This is a genomic window from Flavobacterium cutihirudinis (assembly GCF_003385895.1).
Taxonomy (GTDB): domain Bacteria; phylum Bacteroidota; class Bacteroidia; order Flavobacteriales; family Flavobacteriaceae; genus Flavobacterium; species Flavobacterium cutihirudinis.
Genome location: NZ_QRDQ01000011.1, coordinates 214653 through 234174, shown reverse-complemented (window position 1 = coordinate 234174; position 19522 = coordinate 214653). Strand labels below are relative to the sequence as shown.

The window sequence follows — 19522 nt, the reverse complement described above, 5'->3', positions numbered from 1 at the left end:
GTATCGTTAATTTTAGCAGAACAATATAAGAATTCCGTTTTTAATTCTAAAGTTTTTGTGAGAATTACCACTTATAAGATGCATAATCACTACTATAATAATCTTCAAAAAAATCCCCCTTTATCTACTTCTGCTCTTATTGCAATAACTTTAGACTTATTCTTTTTCTTAATACGAATACCTTACAATTCTTAATCTTTTTAGTTAATCATTTCATAATCTCCTAAGAAAATCATTTGCATTACTATAAATTCGTCCTGTTAATTCGTATGAAATAGACTATGTTTTAAAGAGAAATTACCACAATTCCACAAACAAACTTTAAAAACAACTTTTATACTAAAAAATTGATTTATACAACACTTTTAAATATTGCTGTTTTTCAGGGCATAGTTTTAGGCTTCATTTTTTTAAAGTCTTCCTTTTTCAATAGCAACTCGAATAAATTTTTAGCTTATTTGCTATTTACACTTTCAATTATTTTACTTAATCATGTTTTTGAGGTTGAAGATGCCTTTACAGCTTATCCTTTTCTGCGCATTATCAGCCATATCGAATGGACCTTTCTCCTACCTGCTTTCTTATTTCTGTTTATTATAAATCGTATTGATGAAAATGTAAAAAGGAAACAAAGATCCTATTTGTGTTTCATTCCGTTTTTCTATTCCGCTGCGCTTACTATTGCACAAGATCTTGATCGTATTGCAGGATTTTATACTATTCCTGATTCAGCCATCGGCTTAATTAATGTATTGGGTCTAATACATCTTGTTTTAGCTGTTACATTCATCCCGTTTCTGTCGATTTACTGTTATTTCATGATAAGACATTTAAAAAATTCAGAAGAAAGAAAATGGATTATTATTTTTTTAACCATCATTACCACATTGCTGTTCGCTTTTCTTATTACTGCTCTAGCTGGCTTATTTTTTCAATACGAGACTTCTCCTACTATGAATATTCTGGCTTTGTCTACAACAATTATAACACATTGGACAGCTTATATTGGCATTTACAAATACAAATTGTCCAAACACAAAGATGCTATTGACGATTTTCTAAATAAAGATTTAGCTTTTTCGTATAGCAATTTGCCTATTTTAGAAAATAACAAATCCGAAGAAATTAAGGAATCCATCACGGCAGATAATATTTATTTTCAGAAATTAGAACTTCTTTGCAAAGAGCAGCACATTTATACGGATAGCACATTAGACCGAGAAAAAGTCGCTGAAAAGCTAGGCATAAGTCCTGGATATGTTTCACAAATTGTAAACACAATAACGGGAGACAACTTTGCCAATTATATTAATAACTATCGGGTTGAAGCTGTCAAAGAAATGATTTCAAATTCTGAATATGAAAACTACAATTTACTAACGATGGGATTAGAATCTGGATTTACTTCAAAAACAACTTTTTATAAAGCCTTTAAAAAAGTGACCGGCCAGACACCAAATGAATATAAAAACACCAACAAATAAGTACGGATTTGTACATTTTTAAGCTTTTGAAACCTTTTTTAATTTTTCTTGAGTGAATTTTGCCCTTAAATAATTCAAATCCCTTTTTATGAAAAAAAACTATTTATTGCTTATTATTTTGTTCGCCTCTTATTCCGTAAATGCTCAAAATGAAACTGATTCTTATCAGAAAAACAACGAAATTAAATTGAATGCTCTTGCTCCTTTATGGCAATCTTTTCAGGTGAGTTACGAAAGACATTTAAATCATAATTCATCATTAGGACTTTCTTTTTATAATGTTTTTGACAACACAAAAAATGAAAAAGATTTAAATTATTATTTCTCTCCGTATTACAGAAGATATTTTGGCAAAAAATATTCATCCGGCTGGTTTGTTGAAGGATTTGGAATGTTAGCTTCAACAGATGGAAAAAAAATATACACTTCAGAAGATCATTCCATATATACCGAAAATCCCGACGTTATTAATTTTGCTCTCGGTGCCGGAGGAGGGTGGAAATGGGTAAGTAAAAGCGGCTTTCTTTTTGAAGCAAATGTTGGTTATGGCGGTATATTAATCAATGCAGATAAAATAGATCACACTATTGTTGCAAAATTTGGACTTAGTGCCGGGTATAGATTTTAATAAACAGGATAAAGCTTCAGAGAAATCTGGAGCTTTATTGTTTTAAATCTTCTAAAAAACTAATTAGGTTTATTATTCTAAGTCTGGAAATATAAAGAAAGAATAGTTTTTAATAGAAAATTTTTGAAGAGGAAATAAATGCGATATTAGAAATTAATTGCTGGAAAATAATTCTTATTTTTAACAAGATTTTGTTTATCATTAAACCTTTTAAGCTGTAAAAAATGAAAAAAATCTTCTTTTTATTACTTATTGTAGTTTTGTACTCTTTCACAACTTCTGAAGAGAAAACAACTATTTCAGGTAAAATCACGAATACGGAAAATGGAATAATTAGAATCAAAGGAGAATTACTAGACAAAGAAATCAAGCTAAAACCTGATGGCAGTTTTTCTGAAAATCTAACATTGGAATCTGATGGCATTTATAAAATTGAAACTACTAAAAATAGTTTCTCTATATATTTATCTAAAGATTCTAAATTGACACTATCTGCTGACGATACAAACTTAATTACAACTTTAAAATTTACAGGAAAAGGAAGTGTAGAAAATCAATATCTTGCTAAAAAACAGCTTATAACTTCGGTAATTCCAGATGAGGAACTTTATACACTTAACGAAAATGAATTCCTGAAAAAACTCCAGGAAATAAAAAATTCCGTTAATAATTTGTACCTCAAAACAAAATTTACTGATGCTAATTTCAAAACAAAAGAAGCTATAAACATCAATTATCTGGAGCAAAAACATTTACTTTTTTATAAAAAATATCATTATGTATTTGGAGGAGTAAATAATTTTAAAGTTTCTGAAAATTACCCAAAGATTGACGAAACAATAGATTTAGATAACAATTCATATTTTTTGTTTTCGAATGAATATCAAGAAATTGTGTTAAACAAGTTTTATGAGGGTGTCAAAGGAGATGGTATTACCGGTATGATTTCAGCTAAAGATGCAATTCCAAAAATTAAAGCTCTAAAAAGTCAAAGCATAAAAAATCGTTTAATTGAAAATTCAACAAACGATATTAACATAGGAAATCCGAATTATGATAAAACCTATTGGGAATTTTTATCGATTATAAACAATCCAGTTGTAAAACAAACACTTACTGACAATTACAATGCAACAAACGCATTACAACCCGGAAATCCGTCTCCAAAATTTGATTATGAAAATCAAAAAGGAGGAAAAACTAGTTTAGAAAACCTAAAAGGAAAATATATTTACATTGATCTTTGGGCAACATGGTGCGGCCCTTGCCGTGAAGAAATTCCATTTCTGCAAAAAGTGGAAGAGCAATATAAAGGCAAAAATATTGAGTTTGTCAGTATTTCGATTGATGCATTAAAAGATCAGCCGAAATGGAGCAAATTTGTTATCGAAAAACAATTGGGCGGGATTCAATTATTGGCAGAAAATGAATGGGAATCAAAATTCGTAAAAGATTATGGTGTTTGGGGAGTTCCAACATTTATTCTTCTTGATCCTAATGGGAATATTGTTAATGCACGCGCGCCAAAACCATCTGATGCTAAACTTATTGATCTATTGAATAGCTTAAAAATATAATCCTGCATTTAGATACACAAGTAACTACATCAAAATGACTTATAGGCTGTCAGCTATTTGAATACTTCCCGCTATCTACGAAAAGCTCCAGAGAAATCTGAGGCTTTTTTGTTTATACCATTTTAAACAACTTTTTTTATTCAAGAGCAGAACAATTGTACCAACCTATACGCTTACAACAAAATTAAGCTCATTATTTGGACTTTCATAAGATCTCAAATATGAAACTAATTTCCATTTTGCTTATTGCTCAAATCAGTTGTATTACATCTTAGCAAGTTCGTTACTTACAGTTTTTGTTCTCCCGATTTAATCTGTATAAAGTCTTCATATTTGGTAAAATACTCTAGTCCTAAAATTAATAGTATTGAACTAGCGTTATAGACTTTCTGCATTATAACTGCTAAACCTAAATATCCAAAACCAAACAGGATAAAGAAACTGTAAAAAGTCAATAAGCAAATAATACAGAAAAACTTAAACAAATGAAGTTTTGACTTTATGACAAATACAGTAATAACAAACAAACCAAACAACGTTAAAACAATCGATATTGTTCCTAAATCGTGTAAGGGTGTTGCAATTAAGAAAATGAATAATATGTTGGCAACACCAATAAATTTTAAAATAGTAGTCCAATGTCTTAAAGCTATTTTTTTTGACATATTGATAAAAAAAACTCCATAACCAACCGATTGAAATGCCATTCCAATTATTGCCCAAATACGGCCAGGGTTTTCTGAACCGTTTATCGCTTTTGCTGCAAACAAATTGCTTATGAAATTTTTTGACCAATCGAACCCTACAGAATCTTTATCAAGCAATGAGCCACCCGGATAAAGTAATGCAGCAATTATTATCAAAATCACAGAAATGACCAAACATATCAAAACCGAATACTTCCGAATTATTTGCTTTATTGTTACACTTTCCATTTACTAATTAATTGATGTGTTCACCATTTCACCCAAAACAAAAATAGAGACGACCCATTGCCCGCCTCTATTTAAATTATTTTTAAAAGCTATATTTCAAACAGTTGCTTTATAATTACATAACAAAACTAATCTTGAAATATGACTTGACTTTTTAGTTCCAACAAGCCATATAGGTAACAACTCCTGAAGAATTAACCATAAAAACCGCTATTGAAGTCCCGGAAACTAGCTTATAGTAAGTTGAAGGACCTCCTGTCCATTTTGAAGTTCCAGATGAATCCGTATACAATTGTGTACCTTCTGTAATAGTAGAGGTATCTGCGTATAAAGTTCTTCCAAGGTTCACACCTAGATTACAAGTATCGCTCCCTCCTTTATCATACAACGCAAAAGGATAAGTTGTAAAATAAAAACCCTCCGAAAAGGAAAATAACGATTTTTTTGGTAAAGACTCAAAATTAGATGTTTTACCAAAAGAAATTCCAAAAGCAAATAATGCGATAATTAAAGCTGTTTTTTTCATTTGTTATTTTGTTAAATTAAGTTTCTCAAATATAAGAAAATTTAGACATAAAAAACTAAAAGATATTTTTTTCGCAATAAAAAACATAAAAAACAAACAAAAACAAACAAATAATACATTTAAATAGAGATATACTCAAAGCCTCATTTAAACAAAAATGGCATTACTAAAACAAATTAGTACTGAAAAAAACCGCCTTAAATTTCTATCAAAAATCTTACTAAAAAGTATTGGTTACTTAAAATTCATTTTGTTCAAAAATTTTTAGATCATAGATTCATTTCAGAATTATTTCGTCATTTTCAATCAATATTTTAGGATCAAATCCAACCATGCACATCAAAAAACAGCTACAACCACGCAAGAAAATTCCTTTAAAATGAAATCGACTTGATTTTTTTTCAAAATTTTTTATTTAGTTAAAAAGTAAAAAAAATCTTCACATCATTTTGCTACAGTAAAAACAACCAATTATTAATCAAACAAGTACAAAACCGCTACAAAATCCCTCTCTTGTAAAATATTTGCAAGTATGATATTTCACAGTATAACTTAGAGCAAAAAAGTTTTTTATTTTTTTGTTATTCTAAAATTAATTGCATTATTTTGCACCGCATTAGAAAAGCAGGTCCGTTCGTCTATCGGTTAGGACGCCAGGTTTTCATCCTGGTAAGGGGGGTTCGATTCCCCCACGGACTACTTAATAAAAAAGCTTCAGAGAGATCTGGAGCTTTTTTTGTTTTCGCATATTACTAAATCTCTTTTTCAATACATCCACAACGTCTGAATATTGGTATTAACCTAAGAACTAGGCCTTAATAATTTTGTAGGATGTTTTCTCTTTAACTGAGTTTATTTTACTAAATGTTTTTATAAATTTGCAATCTTATAGCGAAAGCCGTTATTTTTAAGCCAAAATTGCGACTTTTGCATTAAATCGTAAAAGCCTTTATTAAAACTACTGTACAACACAATTAAAATCCACAATGCTTACAAAAAACAAACCCCAAATTCTAATTTTTATCCTTTTAACTCTATTTTTTTCTGTCAATTCATTTTCTCAAAAAAGCGTTTACGCTGGAATTGAAATCGGACGAAGAGCAATAAAAGTTTCTGTTGTCGATGTAAACAACATCAGAAAAGCTGACTATAAAATCCTTTACTTTTCTACTGACCGACTTAATTTTGCTGAACACATTGATCAAAAAGGTGAACTTCCTCAAGAAGACATCAACAAAATCAGCGTTACAGTTATTGATCAATTAAAAAAAATAAAAACAGAATTCAAACTTCTTGAAGAAAACATATTTATAGTTGCTGCACCTGTTTTTGCTCAGGCCCGCAATATTGAAGTTTTAAAAGCAAAAATCAATACACTGACAAACAAAAATCTTGATGTATTAAATGTTAATGAAGAAGCCAAAACACTAGTTAAAGGCGCAATGCCTCCAGTTGATTTCGCTAATGCTTTTTTACTTGATATTGGTGCTCAAACGACTAAAGGAGGTTATATTGATGAGCTTGAAGATGACAAATTAGAGTTCGTTCCTTTGGAGCTTGATTTCGGAACAATGACACTTACTGACGCAGTAAAAAAGACCGTTGTAAATCAAAGTCAAGCCAATGATATGTCGACTTATCAGGAAAAATCATTTGACTTTAATCCAGTTTTACGAAAAAAAGTAAAAGCAATGCTGGATGCAAATCCTCCTTTGGCTAAAAAAGATAAAATCTATTTGTCAGGTGGCGCTGTGTGGGCTTTTTCAACGTTATACTACAACGAAAACGTAAAAGATCATTATGTTTCTTTAACCTTGGAAGATGTCATCAATTATGATGCTATTTTGAAAAATAATTTTGGGAAATTTACCAACCTTGCCAAAACTAACAAGGAAGTTGCGAGAGTTTTAAGCACTTATGACCAGCAATATCTTATTTCAGCGAATAATATATTACAAACTTGCCTGGAAAGTATTCCTAATTTACAATCGAAAAAAGTACTTTTTGTAAAAGAAGGACAAGTAATCTGGCTAATCTCTTATATCGCTGATCGATCTAAGAAAGTAAATACTAATTTTTAATAGTCGATCTTTTATCAACTTAAAAAAGCTTCAGCGAAATCTGGAGCTTTTTTAGTTTTTAAAAATTCCATAAAAAATTACTTCAAAAAAGTTTGCTTTAAAACTTCGGAATTTAAAAGAAGACTTAACTCTTCTTCTTTTTGTGTTCCAATAAGAACTTTTTTACCGTTATTCAATTCAATTGCCAAACCTTTATTGCCCGAAACGTTATAAATTGTTCCGTATTCAGGCTTATATCTAATTCCCCAGCCAACAAAACCATAATTCAAAAGTTCTAATCTTTTAATTTCAGTCCATTTTAGTTGTTCGTTTACAAATGGAAAATATTGATATCTAATACCTTCATTAGTAATTGTAGTTTCCAGACTTAGCGACAAAAAGCAATACACAAAAATAAAATAGGCGATTGATACCACAAGAAGTCCCGAATCTGACATTGGCTTATCACCAAAAGTAATTCCCATAATAAGTTGTGTGTAAATTCCGCAGACAAAAATAGAAGCTATTCCCAATAACAGAACCCACAACCACCATTGTGCAAATCTTTGTTTTTCTGTAAATATTATATTCATTTCGTTTCTTTTTATTTTTTAAAACTTACCTTTCTTCTTTCTTCAAACTATATAAAAAAACCGCCTGAAAAGACGGTCTTATATTTAGTTGAATTCAGATTAAGCTCTAAATAAAGCATATTTATTATGATTAAATAAAACCCTGTCATAAGGAACATAAAGAGAGGTTATTTTCTCTGAAGATTCTTCAAATTTTATTCCGTTATACTTTCTGAATAAATAAATTTCTTTTAAACAATTAGAAAGACTTTGGTGTATTTCACTTGTGAAAGTTGGAACTTTTTTATCTCCAACCAAAAGATCGATTTGATAGTTAGAACTACTTTTTGATAAATTATTACCTATTATTCTAATTGTAAATGTTGTAGCTTTTCCGTATTGTTCACCTTGATATTGTATTATCATGATCTTATTTTTATTAAAAAGGTTAAATTATTTTTTGTCACTTCAATTGCCAAATTGAAAGGTAAATTAAAGTTATGAAAAAAAACTAAAATCCTAAAAAGTTAGGTTAAAATATTTTATAAAGTTAAACCTTGCCTTAAAAAATGGCAATAAAAAAACCGTAACGAATTACGGTTTTTACAATTAACTAAATATATTTAATCAACTTTTTTCAACGAGTACAATTCATTCATAAGCACGATTAATTTACGGTAATATTCTCAGGTTGTTTATTCTCATTCATTTCCAATAAAAAAGGATTTCCGTTTTCATCAAACATTGTCAGGTTTAGTGAATCCATAAGTATAAGCTCTTTCGAAGCAGCACCTTTGAACTTATTATATGACAAATTCATTTCAGACAAATTAGGCAGTTTTTCAATTCCCAAAGGGATTTCTCCTTCAAAACTATTATCAAACAAACTGAAGTTTTTCAAAGCTTGAAAATTCCCAATTTCACTGCTCAAATTTCCACTGAATTTATTGCTGTTTAAAAGCACTACTTTTAATGTTGAAATTTGATAAAATGAAACTGGCAATGCGCCTTCAAATTCATTATTAAATAACGTCAGAACTTCCAATTGCTTTAAATTCCCAATTCCTAATGGTAATGTACCAGCAATTTTATTTCTAAAAAGTTCGAGGTTTTTCAATTTTTGCAACTCGCAAATTCCTGTTGGAAGTGTTCCGGATAATTTATTGTCCGAAATGTCCAAAATTTCAAGATCCTTCAAATTTTGAATCGTTTCGGGCAACGATCCTTGTAGTTTATTTTGATGTAAATCAACTGTCATCAAATAAATAAGATCGCAAAACGCAGTTGGCAATTCACCTTCAAGATTATTTTCTGCCAAATTTAAACCTATCACTCTTCCATTCTCAGTAAGTACACCGTACCAACTCGATACAGACTGGGATATATCCCATTTTATTTTCCATTTTGCACCGTTTGTAGCGTAATAAATCTTCAGAAGAGCATCTTTCTCTTTGTCTGAAACTACATCGGCAAAACAATTGCACGAAAATGCAATTAATATAAAAAATGTGGCGAAGTTTTTCATAGCAGATTGGGGGATTTGCTGTTACTATCAAAAGTAATCAATTCATGGTTATAATGCATATATTGTCGACAAAGTGTTGATAAATAATTATTTAACATTATTTTACTTACTTAAAATAAATATTTAAGTTGAGAGTATTTTAACTAAATTTGATTAACTAATTATAAAAACCTCATAACATGGAAATTAACTTCGTTGCGCTACTTTTAGCTGCCGCTGTCACATTGGCGACTGGTTTTATCTGGTATCATCCAAAAGTGTTTGGAACAATTTGGATGCGAGAAAATAATTTTACACAAGAAGAACTCCGAAAAGGCAACATGCTCAAAATATTTGGATTTACTTATATTTTCTCCTTAATGATTACAATGATCTTAATGGCGCTCACTATACACCAATCTGGAGCTGTCGGAATGGTTGGCGGCCCTCCAATGTTGGCAAACGCTAAACCTTCATTTGCCGCATTTATGGCCGATTATGGCACAGCTTATCGCACTTTCAAACATGGCGCTTTGCATGGTTTCATGTCGGGATTGTTTTTTGCTTTTCCAATTGTTGGAATAAATGGTTTATTTGAAAGAAAATCCTGGAAATACATCTTTATACACGCAGGCTACTGGATGCTGACGCTTATGTTAATGGGCGGAATTATTTGCGCTTTTGCATAATTAACAAAACAAAACCCGTTTGAAAACTAAAAATCAAACGGGTTTTTACTAATAATAACTTAAAGAAACTCAGTTGTTATAAATATTATCTAATTTTGAAAAAATTAGCTCAGACACTTGAATACAACATTTTCTTTCGAAATATACAATCGCGCAGCTTCACTTCCTTCCGACTGGGATTTACTTAGTTCAGAAAATATTTTTTTAACTAAAGAATACCTTCAAATCCTAGAAAATTCCTGTCCCGTAAATATGGTTTGCCATTTTATAGGTTTATATGAAACTGAAAAACTGATAGGTATTGTTGTAACCCAATTTTTATTTGCTGAAAAACTGGAATCTTTTGGCGAGCGCGATAAATGCTTAAAAACTTCTGTACGCAATTTTGCTTTTAAAAATTTTGCTTCTCACGTATTATTTGTGGGAAATAATATGCTTACCGGTCAAAATGCTTTTATTATTGATAAAAACGCTGATCAGTCCAAAGCAATTAAAACACTTCACAAAGCGATAACTCAGCTCAAAAAGAATTTGAATGCAAGTGGAAAAAAAGTGCATATTACCAGTATTAAAGATTTCACAGCTTCTGAAATTAAGCCTTTACAAACCGAATTTAAAAACAATTATACTTTTTCGACACAGCCAAATATGATTTTTAAAATCGATGAAAGCTGGAAAAACGAACAAGATTATATTGATGCGCTTTCCAAAAAATATCGCGATCAATACAAACGTGCCCGCAAAAAAGCTGATGGAATCGAAAAACAAAAAATGTCTTTATCTGACATTTTGAAATATGAAGATGTTATTTATGACTTGTATTTTCATGTTGCCAAAAATGCTCCCTTCAACACGTTTTTCCTTGCGCGAAATCACTTTAGCACTTTTAAAGAAACCATGAAAGACAAATTTTTGTTTTATGGTTATTTTTTAGACGGAAAACTAATAGGCTTCAACACCCTGATAAAAAACGGAAGTATTATGGATACTTATTTTTTGGGTTATGATGAAACTATTCAACGTGAAAAAATGCTGTATTTAAATATGTTATACGATATGATCGCTTACTCGATAAAGCATTCTTTTAAAGAAGTTGTTTTTGCCAGAACGGCACTCGAAATTAAAAGTTCTGTTGGTGCAAAGCCTCTAAAAATGTATGGATTAATCACCCACAGCAATACGCTTATTAATCACAATATAGCCAAACTATTCAATTATTTGGAACCAAAAACAGAATGGCAGGAAAGAAATCCGTTTAAATAAATTTCAACCGACAATTAAGGAACCGCTATCCTCATTTGTTTGTGTAGAATATAAATATCCAAAGTCGTTTGTGCCCCACAGTATTCACCGTCTATTTGAAAATTGACAGGATAATCTGTTTTTATTGTGGCTTTGTCCGTCGAAATAATTACAATATCATCAGAGTCAATTGGCATATTTCCGGTAATTATTTTCCCAATTAATAACAAATCCAAGCTTTTTAAAATCACAAGCTCAAACTTTCCGTCGTTCATTGTGCCATTCGGATTAATAATTACTCCTGTCCCGTATTTTTGGGAATTTGCAATCACAATCATTCTTGCCGTATGTTCAACTGTTTTATTGTTCGCCGAAATTGTCGCAACAAATGGATCTTCAGATTCTTTTAAAGTCGTAAAAGCTTGCAAAGCATAACCCCAAAAACCTCTCACATCACTTTGCTCATAATTTTTAACCAGATTTGCATTCAAGCCAAGATCGCTTAAATGAATACTTTTTTTTCCATTGATACAAATCATATCCATTTCTATATAATGATGCAAAAAAGCAATTTTCAGGTTTTCCTCTATTCCATCGGGTAAATTCAGATCGACTGATAATCCATTTGCAGATCCGGCAGGCAAAATTCCAATAATTACATCATATTGTTCCATTGCTTCGGCAACCATTTTAATAGTTCCGTCTCCTCCGGCTACAACAATACGTTCCGGCAAATATTGATTATATAATGATTGTATTTTAGATAAATCGCCATTTCCAGTCGTTTCAAAAACCTGCAAATCAAAATGATTCGTCATCGCAAACTCTTCTACAGCATCGATTAAATCACTTTTATCCAAATCTCCGGAGATCGGATTTACAACAAATAGGATATTCTTTTTCAACATTTTATTTTTAATACCAATTAAAATAAGTAATTTACAGTTCCATAAATATACGTAAATAATGAACCCTATTTTACAATTATATCGCGGTTATGCCAATGAAGAGGAATTAATTGTAATGGGTCACGTCTTTAAAAGAACTTACGATTATGATTTTCAGAAAAAAAACTTCAAAAATGCAAGCTCAATAATCAATCAGTTCAGAATAAAAACCCTTGAAAATTTTGATGTTTATTTGAAATTCCGGGATAAAGAAATCCACACAAAAACACTTGACGATGGATATTTCAAATTCTGCATTCCGCTTGACGAAGAAACCCATTTTGGCTGGATTGAGTATGAGGTTTTCATTAAGTACGAAAGTAAAATCATTACATCAAAAGGAAGCTTTATCAGACCACACAAAGGAAAACTGGGCATTATTTCTGATATCGACGACACTTTTCTGATTTCACATACGCCTAATATTTTCAAGAAAATCTATATTCTGCTTTTCAAAAATGTAAATGATCGAAAGGTCTTTAAGGATGTTGTATCACATTATCAGGCATTGAGTGCCGCCGGAAGAAGCAACAGAGAAGAAGAAAATGCTTTTTTTTATGTTTCAAGCAGTGAATGGAATTTGTATCGATTTATTGTAAAATTCACCAAGATTCATCATTTACCAAGAGCCGTAATTTTACTGAAAGATATTAAAAGAGGCGTCACCGATTTTTTCATGAGCGGACGCGGAAATCACGATCATAAATTTGATAAAGTAAAACATGTTCTTGAGTTTTATCCCAATTTGAAATATGTTTTGTTGGGAGATGACTCTCAACAAGATCCGATTTTGTATGAACGAATCTGCAAAATATTTCCGGTAACGGTAAGTGCGGTTTACATCAGACAAACCGGTAAAACTAAAAAATCGGAAGTAACTACAATTATGAAAAACTTAGAAAGTCTGGATGTTGCTGTCTGTTATTTTAAAGAAAGCAGCGAAGCGATTCAGCATTCTAAGTCTATTGGAATTATTAAATAGTTTTTCTTGTGAAATGTAAGTTGTGAAAATCTAAATTATTTGGGCGAGACAGCACTAGAAAAAGTGGGCGATCTTACTTTTTCTTTATTTGCCCACTTTCTCTAATGCTGTCGGGCTGTCCGCGCTACTTCGGTAGCTTGCTCCCATCCCTCTCGCGGGGAATTGTTTTCAAAAGAAAATTTAAGATTATAAATTAACCATAGAGATATAATTGTGCTATATGACATTCCGAGGAACGAGGAATAACAAACTTTATGGAAAACTTCAAAAACCTGAAACAAAATAAAACATGAAACTCTTTTAGCCCAGATTGAAGTGAAAAGCCCGGAACTAAAAAACCTTATTTTCTTGCCGGAAAACAGCGACCAACGGAAGCTCGTTTTATGGTTTAGAAAATAAGGTTTTTTTTAGTGTCCCGATAGCTATCGGGATGAAACGGAAAGCTGGATTAGCTCCTAAAAAAAATCTTAAGCATTAAAATTGTCAATCTCTTCTTGAACAATTTCCCAATCTAATAAAAGCTGTTCCAGATCTTCTTTCTTTTTGTTATATGCGGTGAAAAAAGAAGCATCTTCGATATGTTTATCATAATTAGAAGCCAACATTTTATCATCGTGCTGAATATCTTTTTCTAATTGTTTAATCTGACTTTCGACTTTACTCAATCGGTTTTGAAGCGCCTTTCCTTTCTTCTGATCTTCGTATGACGTTTTGTTATTTTCTTTTGGAGCAACTGCTTTTGCAACATCTTTTTTCTCAACTTCACGCATATTTTCAAGATTGCGTTGTTCTAAGAAGTAGTTGATGTCTCCTAAATATTCCTTTATTTTTTGATCTTTAAATTCGTAAACAATATTCGACATTCCCTGAAGGAAATCCCTGTCGTGAGAAACCAGTAATAAAGTTCCGCCAAATTTTTGAAGTGCCGCTTTTAATACGTTTTTAGATTTAATATCCAAGTGGTTCGTAGGCTCATCCATTAATAAAACGTTGATTGGTTGCAACAATAACTTACAAAGCGCCAAACGGTTACGTTCACCACCTGAAAGTACTTTCACTTTTTTCTCTACATCATCGCCACGAAATAAAAACGAACCTAACATATCACGTACTTTCATACGATTGGTGTCTGTTGCTGCGTCTTCCATAGTTTGAAGCAACGTGATTTCACCATCAAGATATTCAGCCTGATTTTGTGCAAAATACCCTAATTGAACATTATGTCCTAATTTGATATTTCCCTGATATTCAAACTCATTTACAAGTGCTTTAATGAAAGTTGATTTACCTTGTCCGTTTTGTCCAACAAAAGCAATTTTACTTCCGCGCTCTACTAATAAACTTATATCTTTCAGAATCGTTTTATCGCCATACGCTTTTGTTACATTTTCTGCTTCAATAACAACTTTTCCAGGTTCTTTTGAAACAGGAAAAGAAATATTCATCACAGAATTATCATCTTCATCAACTTCAATTCTTTCTACTTTATCTAATTTTTTAATCAACGATTGCGCCATTGAAGCTTTTGAAGCTTTCGCACGGAATTTCTCGATTAATTTTTCAGTTTCTTCAATTTTCTTTGCCTGATTCTTTTGCGTTGCCAATTGCTTTTCGCGAATTTCATGACGCAATTCTAAATATTGAGAATAAGGTTTATTGAAATCGTATGCTTTTCCTAATGAAATCTCGATGGTACGGTTTGTAACATTATCCAAAAACATTTTATCGTGCGATACGATTACCACAACGCCTGGATAATTTCGTAGAAAACTTTCTAACCAAATGATACTTTCGATATCTAAGTGATTCGTTGGCTCATCCAGAAGCAATACATCATTTGACTGCAATAATAATTTTGCTAATTCAATACGCATTCTCCAACCTCCTGAAAATGTCTCGGTCTGATTATTAAAAACTTCTCTTTTGAAACCAAGACCTAAAAGAATTTTCTCAGTATCTCCAACATAATTGTAACCTCCAAGAAGATCAAAACGATGCGTGTAATCTGATAAGTCTTCAATGATCTGACCGTATTCTTCACTTTCGTAATCAGTTCTGGTAACCAATTGATGATTGATTTCTTCCAGCTTTTTTTCTACAATCTTAATTTCTGTAAAAGCTTCATATGCCTCTTCCAAAACAGTTCTTCCTCGTTCAAAATCAATATCCTGACGTAAAAATCCCATTTTGATATCTTTCTCCTGAGAAATAACTCCCGAATCCGGAGCAAAATCTCTGGCTAACATTTTAAGCATTGTCGATTTACCGGCTCCGTTTTTACCAACAAGCCCTACGCGGTCGCCTGCACCTAAACGAAAAGTAACTTCTTCAAATAAATATGTTCCTCCAAAAGAAACCGAAAGATTGTGTATATTAAGCATAATGTATTGCTGAAAATCTAGAAATTAAAAACACTGCAAACAGACTATTACCGCTTACAATTTTGAAAGTGCAAAAGTATAACTTTTAATTGAAAGTTTTGGAACTGAAAAGGTTTGCTTAATCAATATTTCTGAATTTGAGCTATTTTCGCTTCTCTTGCTGAAAAAACAGATTTAAAAAAAGAGGTTATATAAACCTTTAACCGCTGTCTTTTCAACAGTAAAATCTTATATTTGCAAAAGAACTTCGCATCTCCGACAGTTCATATCAATCAATTTCTTTGATTTCGGAATCAAAAAACTACACATTAAAATGTTTAAAAAAGGATCTAAAATAAATAGTATTTTTACTGGAAGCTGTCCAAGATGTCAAAATGAAAGTATGTACGAGGACAAGAACCCACTTCATTTGACAAAAGTTTTAAAAATGAATGAAAACTGTAGTCATTGCGGTTTAAAATACCAAATTGAACCATCTTTTTTTTATGGCGCAATGTATGTTAGTTACGGATTAAATGTAGCTGTCGGAATTGCTGCTTTTATCGTTTCCTTTGTCTTTTTTGGAGCCAGTATTGAGCAATCATTTATTGCAATTGTAATTACACTAATTGTTTTATTCCCTTTTGTTTTAAGGCTTTCGAGAAATTTGTATATCAATATGTTTATTTCTTACGATCCGAAGGCCGGTCAGAAATAAGACTCTTCAGATATCTTTTATGGAATCGCTTAATGTCAGCTTCCTCAGGTATCGGAATTTGATTTTCTATATGATCATACAAAGCCTTTGCTAAAGCTGGTCCCAACATAACCCCGCGTGTCCCAAGTCCATTAAGAATATGTAGTGATTTATGAACTTCATGAGTTCCCAGCAATGGCCTTCTGTCCGCAACAGTTGGTCGGACTCCGCCAAAATGCTTTACAATATCAAAATCGCAGGTAATAATTTCTTTTATACGATCTAAAAGCTCTTGTTTCCCCTCTTCAGTTGGTGCGTCGGTCTTGTCATACCAATTATAGGTGGCTCCAACTTTGAATAGATTATCACCCATTGGTAAAATGAAAACGCTCGTATTTACAATCAAATCAAGATTTAAATTGGGAGCTTTTATTATAAACAATTCACCCTTCGTTCCATCTAAAGGCAAATAATTAAAAAAGGGATTTTTATGCATTCCAAAACCTTCGGCAAAAATGATATGACGGGCCTGAATATTTTTATATCGAACACCCGAATCTAAAAACTCAATGTCATCGCTGTTAAACGATTCTTCAAGAAGTAAATTATTCTCAAGCAAATATTGCTGATATTTTTCTAATAATAATGCTGTATTAACATATCCGGTATGCAATACTTCTCCATAATCATGTGGTGAATCAATACTTGAATATTTCTTCGTTATTAATTTAGTCGACAAAAATGGAGCTAGGTTTATCTTATCCGAAGCCGCAAACCAATTATTCTGCTCTTCAATTGAAAAAAACTTTCTCAAAATTGGCATTTTAAAATTGAATTTCGCCTGCAGTTTTTCTTCTACCAGATTATAAAATTCATTCATCAATACCAATTGCTCCTTAGCATTCCAAACTTCGCTGAAGCGCTTTAAAATCACAGGATTATACAACCCACCAGCCACCCTGGACGAATGCTGCGATTTATTATCGATTAACAAAATAGATTTATTATTCTTAAGGGCAACTTCGGCGAAAGAAATTCCGGCCAATCCAGATCCGACAATTAAATAGTCAAGCATTGTGCAGTGTATAGGTAAAATAAAAAACTCTTACAAAGATAGTAAGAGTTTATCTTATAACTTAATTTGGAAACTTAGTAATTCCACATATTCTCTTCAAAATTACGAATCTTCTCTTTTATTCGTTCTGATTCGAATAATTGATATTGCGCATCCTTTGTAATGTAATCTTTGATCTCACGATCACCATATACATTCTCTTCTTTATAAATAACCGAATTAAACCTTCTGGAATTCAAAAGTTGATCAAACGAAATTGAGGCAGCAGAATTTACATCATTAAAGGCTTTTGCCTCATGGAGAACTGTACGGGCATCAGGAAAAAATACCCAAAACAATTCAATATAATCTTTCTCATCACTATTCATCGTGTAAACATCCGGAGTTACCGGACAGATCCCAAGGAGTCTATATTTCAACTCACCCTGACGTTTATCGAAGTACCAATACCCTTTAATTTTATATTGAGTCACATCAGCGGCTGTAAGATCTTGCTTCAAAATATATTCTGCCGGGACTGTTCTTTTAGGGCCAATAGTTTCATCTACATAAGTAACCGCTTTCTTTTTTCCAGATCCAGTTACTACTTTTTTCTTGACAACACGAGTTCTAAAATCATCTGGATATTGATTTATAAGCTCTCGTCCAGCATCAGTAGTATCCACACGAGATAAAGAACCTTCAATATCTTTGATTGTTTTTTTAGTATTAAAATAACTATCTGTATAGACCTCAGTTATTCTACCATTTCGTATTGCTTTTGTTAAAACATCATAAAGCGAACGTCGTTCTGCTCCAATATTAGCAGTATCAACAGGGAAATAAAACGGAAAATTAATTTTTTCATTCAAATCAATAATTTCCCAAGTAGTTTTTCCCATCAAAACATCTCTATCATCAATATAACCATAAGCTAAAGGCTTATCATTATCAGAAATCTTCTGCGCTGCAGTTTTTTTCCCAATTTCACTTACTGTTTTAGCATTAAGCAAATTAGATTGTGCAATAGAAGAAATACTTCCGGCAATAGAAAAAATAACGATTAAAAAATTTCTCACTTTCATCTTGATAAATATTATAATAAATCAAACGCAATATCAAATTATTTATTGTTATTTTTCTTACAATTAACTAAATGCAATAAAATTTGGAATATAAAACCTCAAGTATCATCCATTTAGAAATCTTGTAAAATAAAAAAACTCTTACTACAAAGGTAGTAAGAGTTTTTATTATAATATTATATAGTACTATTTAATAGTTCCACATATCTTGTTCGAAATTACGGATCTTCTCTTTCACTCTTTCAGACTCCAATAATTGATTCTGTGCATTATCTTTCATGTATTCTTTAATCTCACGATCTCCGTACAAGTTTTCTTCTTTATAGACTACTGCATTAAATCTTCTTGAATTTAAAATCTGATCAAATGAAATTGGCAAAGCCGAATTGCTGTCATTAAATGCTTTTGCTTCATGCAATGCTTCTCTGGCATTTGGGAAGAAAACCCAAAACAACTCGATATAATCCTTTTCATCACTGTTCATAGTATAAACATCCGGAGTTACAGGACAAATTCCAAGTAAACGATATTTCAATTCACTTTGACGTTTGTCAAAATACCAGTATCCTTTTAATTTATACTGAGTAACATCCTGAGCTGTTAAATCCTGCTTTAAGATATATTCTGAAGGAATAGTTCTTGTTGGACCAACAGTCTCGTCAACATAAGAAACAGATTTCTTTTTACCAGTACCAGTTACCACTTTTTTCTTCACAACACGAGTTCTATAATCGTCCGGATTTTGATTAAAAAGTTCTCTACCAGCATCAGTAGTATCAATACGAGATAATGATCCTTCGATGTCTTTCATAGATTTTTTAGTATTAAAATAACTATCAGTATACACTTCAGTTATTTTACCCTTTTTGATAGCTTTTGTTAAAACGTCATAAAGTGAACGTCTATCAGCACCAATATTAGCTGTATCTACAGGAAAGTACAAAGGAAAATTGATTTTTTCATTCAAATCAATAATCTCCCAAGTTGTTTTCCCCATCAAAACATCTCTATCATCTACATAACCATAAGCTAGAGGCTTATCATTGTCTGAGATAAGTTGTGCAGGTGTTTTAAGTCCAATTTGAGCAGGTGTTTTCGCATTAAGCAAATTAGATTGCGCATTAGAAGAAAAACCTCCAGCGATAGAAACAATAGCTATTAAAAAATTTCTTACTTTCAT

At 31.6% G+C, this 19522-nt stretch carries 18 protein-coding genes and 1 tRNA gene; 9 read left to right on the top strand and 10 right to left on the bottom strand.

From position 1 onward, the window contains the following. Window positions 1-458: 458 nt before the first annotated feature. The 3 genes from BD847_RS17595 (at window position 459) to BD847_RS17585 (ending at window position 3689) form a co-directional block, all read left to right on the top strand. Window positions 459-1484: a helix-turn-helix domain-containing protein gene (locus BD847_RS17595; RefSeq protein WP_244201633.1), complete on the top strand. Its 1026-nt coding sequence runs from the start codon at window positions 459-461 to the stop codon at window positions 1482-1484. Between the two features lie 88 nt (window positions 1485-1572). After that, window positions 1573-2112: a DUF3575 domain-containing protein gene (locus BD847_RS17590; RefSeq protein WP_115889573.1), complete on the top strand. Its 540-nt coding sequence runs from the start codon at window positions 1573-1575 to the stop codon at window positions 2110-2112. A 224-nt stretch (window positions 2113-2336) separates the two neighbouring features. Next, complete coding sequence (locus BD847_RS17585; protein ID WP_115889572.1) at window positions 2337-3689, top strand: TlpA family protein disulfide reductase; 1353 nt, start codon at window positions 2337-2339, stop codon at window positions 3687-3689. Window positions 3690-3976: 287 nt separating this feature from the next. Here the strand turns inward: BD847_RS17585 and BD847_RS17580 are convergent, their stop codons facing one another. After that, window positions 3977-4624 (bottom strand): hypothetical protein, encoded by a 648-nt coding sequence (locus tag BD847_RS17580; RefSeq protein WP_208641814.1) that lies wholly within the window; start codon window positions 4622-4624, stop codon window positions 3977-3979. 154 nt (window positions 4625-4778) lie between these two features. Next, the gene (locus BD847_RS17575; protein WP_115889571.1) at window positions 4779-5150 is read right to left on the bottom strand and encodes a hypothetical protein; all 372 of its coding nucleotides are present in this window, start codon (window positions 5148-5150) and stop codon (window positions 4779-4781) included. Between the two features lie 627 nt (window positions 5151-5777). Between BD847_RS17575 and BD847_RS17570 the strand changes: the two genes are divergently transcribed. Both BD847_RS17570 and BD847_RS17565 read left to right on the top strand, forming a co-directional pair. Beyond that, window positions 5778-5849: transfer RNA gene (locus tag BD847_RS17570), tRNA-Glu, on the top strand. 287 nt (window positions 5850-6136) lie between these two features. Continuing rightward, window positions 6137-7231: a Ppx/GppA phosphatase family protein gene (locus BD847_RS17565; RefSeq protein ID WP_115889570.1), complete on the top strand. Its 1095-nt coding sequence runs from the start codon at window positions 6137-6139 to the stop codon at window positions 7229-7231. A 77-nt stretch (window positions 7232-7308) separates the two neighbouring features. Here the strand turns inward: BD847_RS17565 and BD847_RS17560 are convergent, their stop codons facing one another. The 3 genes from BD847_RS17560 to BD847_RS17550 all read right to left on the bottom strand — a co-directional run bounded on the left by BD847_RS17560 (window position 7309) and on the right by BD847_RS17550 (window position 9307). Continuing rightward, window positions 7309-7803, bottom strand: a complete 495-nt coding sequence (locus BD847_RS17560; protein ID WP_244201632.1) for a hypothetical protein — start codon at window positions 7801-7803, stop codon at window positions 7309-7311. A gap of 99 nt (window positions 7804-7902) precedes the next feature. Further along, entirely contained in the window at window positions 7903-8208 is a 306-nt protein-coding gene (locus tag BD847_RS17555) for a hypothetical protein (protein WP_115889569.1), read from the bottom strand. A gap of 241 nt (window positions 8209-8449) precedes the next feature. After that, complete coding sequence (locus BD847_RS17550) at window positions 8450-9307, bottom strand: leucine-rich repeat domain-containing protein (protein WP_115889568.1); 858 nt, start codon at window positions 9305-9307, stop codon at window positions 8450-8452. Window positions 9308-9486: 179 nt separating this feature from the next. On the opposite strand from BD847_RS17550, the gene BD847_RS17545 reads away from it, so the two are divergent. Both BD847_RS17545 and BD847_RS17540 read left to right on the top strand, forming a co-directional pair. After that, window positions 9487-9975, top strand: a complete 489-nt coding sequence (locus tag BD847_RS17545) for a DUF1761 domain-containing protein (protein WP_115889567.1) — start codon at window positions 9487-9489, stop codon at window positions 9973-9975. A 117-nt stretch (window positions 9976-10092) separates the two neighbouring features. After that, window positions 10093-11238 (top strand): peptidogalycan biosysnthesis protein, encoded by a 1146-nt coding sequence (locus BD847_RS17540; protein WP_115889566.1) that lies wholly within the window; start codon window positions 10093-10095, stop codon window positions 11236-11238. A gap of 14 nt (window positions 11239-11252) precedes the next feature. Here the strand turns inward: BD847_RS17540 and BD847_RS17535 are convergent, their stop codons facing one another. Further along, window positions 11253-12122 (bottom strand): diacylglycerol/lipid kinase family protein, encoded by an 870-nt coding sequence (locus BD847_RS17535; RefSeq protein ID WP_115889675.1) that lies wholly within the window; start codon window positions 12120-12122, stop codon window positions 11253-11255. A 61-nt stretch (window positions 12123-12183) separates the two neighbouring features. Between BD847_RS17535 and BD847_RS17530 the strand changes: the two genes are divergently transcribed. Next, the gene (locus BD847_RS17530; RefSeq protein ID WP_115889565.1) at window positions 12184-13146 is read left to right on the top strand and encodes an App1 family protein; all 963 of its coding nucleotides are present in this window, start codon (window positions 12184-12186) and stop codon (window positions 13144-13146) included. Between the two features lie 467 nt (window positions 13147-13613). Here the strand turns inward: BD847_RS17530 and BD847_RS17525 are convergent, their stop codons facing one another. After that, window positions 13614-15527 (bottom strand): ABC-F family ATP-binding cassette domain-containing protein, encoded by a 1914-nt coding sequence (locus BD847_RS17525; RefSeq protein WP_115889564.1) that lies wholly within the window; start codon window positions 15525-15527, stop codon window positions 13614-13616. A gap of 313 nt (window positions 15528-15840) precedes the next feature. On the opposite strand from BD847_RS17525, the gene BD847_RS17520 reads away from it, so the two are divergent. Continuing rightward, a complete protein-coding gene (locus BD847_RS17520; protein ID WP_115889563.1) occupies window positions 15841-16224 on the top strand; it encodes a DUF983 domain-containing protein in 384 nt (127 codons plus the stop codon). Here the strand turns inward: BD847_RS17520 and BD847_RS17515 are convergent. The 3 genes from BD847_RS17515 to porN (BD847_RS17505) form a co-directional block, all read right to left on the bottom strand. After that, on the bottom strand, window positions 16190-17278 hold the full coding sequence (locus BD847_RS17515) for an NAD(P)/FAD-dependent oxidoreductase (RefSeq protein ID WP_115889562.1): 1089 nt from the start codon (window positions 17276-17278) through the stop codon (window positions 16190-16192). The two genes, BD847_RS17520 and BD847_RS17515, sit on opposite strands and share 35 nt — an antisense overlap. A 74-nt stretch (window positions 17279-17352) precedes the next feature. After that, window positions 17353-18342, bottom strand: a complete 990-nt coding sequence (gene porN / locus BD847_RS17510) for a type IX secretion system ring subunit PorN/GldN (RefSeq protein WP_115889561.1) — start codon at window positions 18340-18342, stop codon at window positions 17353-17355. A gap of 190 nt (window positions 18343-18532) precedes the next feature. Further along, window positions 18533-19522, bottom strand: coding sequence for a type IX secretion system ring subunit PorN/GldN (gene porN, locus BD847_RS17505; RefSeq protein WP_115889560.1), 990 nt, complete (start codon window positions 19520-19522; stop codon window positions 18533-18535).

Bases quoted from the DNA above. Each gene is read 5' to 3' on its own strand.
- BD847_RS17575 (WP_115889571.1), bottom strand. From the start codon at position 5,150: ATGAAAAAAACAGCTTTAATTATCGCATTATTTGCTTTTGGAATTTCT.
- BD847_RS17515 (WP_115889562.1), bottom strand. From the start codon at position 17,278: ATGCTTGACTATTTAATTGTCGGATCTGGATTGGCCGGAATTTCTTTC.
- BD847_RS17530 (WP_115889565.1), top strand. From the start codon at position 12,184: ATGAACCCTATTTTACAATTATATCGCGGTTATGCCAATGAAGAGGAA.
- porN (WP_115889560.1), bottom strand. From the start codon at position 19,522: ATGAAAGTAAGAAATTTTTTAATAGCTATTGTTTCTATCGCTGGAGGT.
- BD847_RS17520 (WP_115889563.1), top strand. From the start codon at position 15,841: ATGTTTAAAAAAGGATCTAAAATAAATAGTATTTTTACTGGAAGCTGT.
- BD847_RS17550 (WP_115889568.1), bottom strand. From the start codon at position 9,307: ATGAAAAACTTCGCCACATTTTTTATATTAATTGCATTTTCGTGCAAT.
- BD847_RS17590 (WP_115889573.1), top strand. From the start codon at position 1,573: ATGAAAAAAAACTATTTATTGCTTATTATTTTGTTCGCCTCTTATTCC.
- BD847_RS17555 (WP_115889569.1), bottom strand. From the start codon at position 8,208: ATGATAATACAATATCAAGGTGAACAATACGGAAAAGCTACAACATTT.
- BD847_RS17560 (WP_244201632.1), bottom strand. From the start codon at position 7,803: ATGAATATAATATTTACAGAAAAACAAAGATTTGCACAATGGTGGTTG.
- porN (WP_115889561.1), bottom strand. From the start codon at position 18,342: ATGAAAGTGAGAAATTTTTTAATCGTTATTTTTTCTATTGCCGGAAGT.
- BD847_RS17545 (WP_115889567.1), top strand. From the start codon at position 9,487: ATGGAAATTAACTTCGTTGCGCTACTTTTAGCTGCCGCTGTCACATTG.
- BD847_RS17565 (WP_115889570.1), top strand. From the start codon at position 6,137: ATGCTTACAAAAAACAAACCCCAAATTCTAATTTTTATCCTTTTAACT.
- BD847_RS17580 (WP_208641814.1), bottom strand. From the start codon at position 4,624: ATGGAAAGTGTAACAATAAAGCAAATAATTCGGAAGTATTCGGTTTTG.
- BD847_RS17585 (WP_115889572.1), top strand. From the start codon at position 2,337: ATGAAAAAAATCTTCTTTTTATTACTTATTGTAGTTTTGTACTCTTTC.
- BD847_RS17525 (WP_115889564.1), bottom strand. From the start codon at position 15,527: ATGCTTAATATACACAATCTTTCGGTTTCTTTTGGAGGAACATATTTA.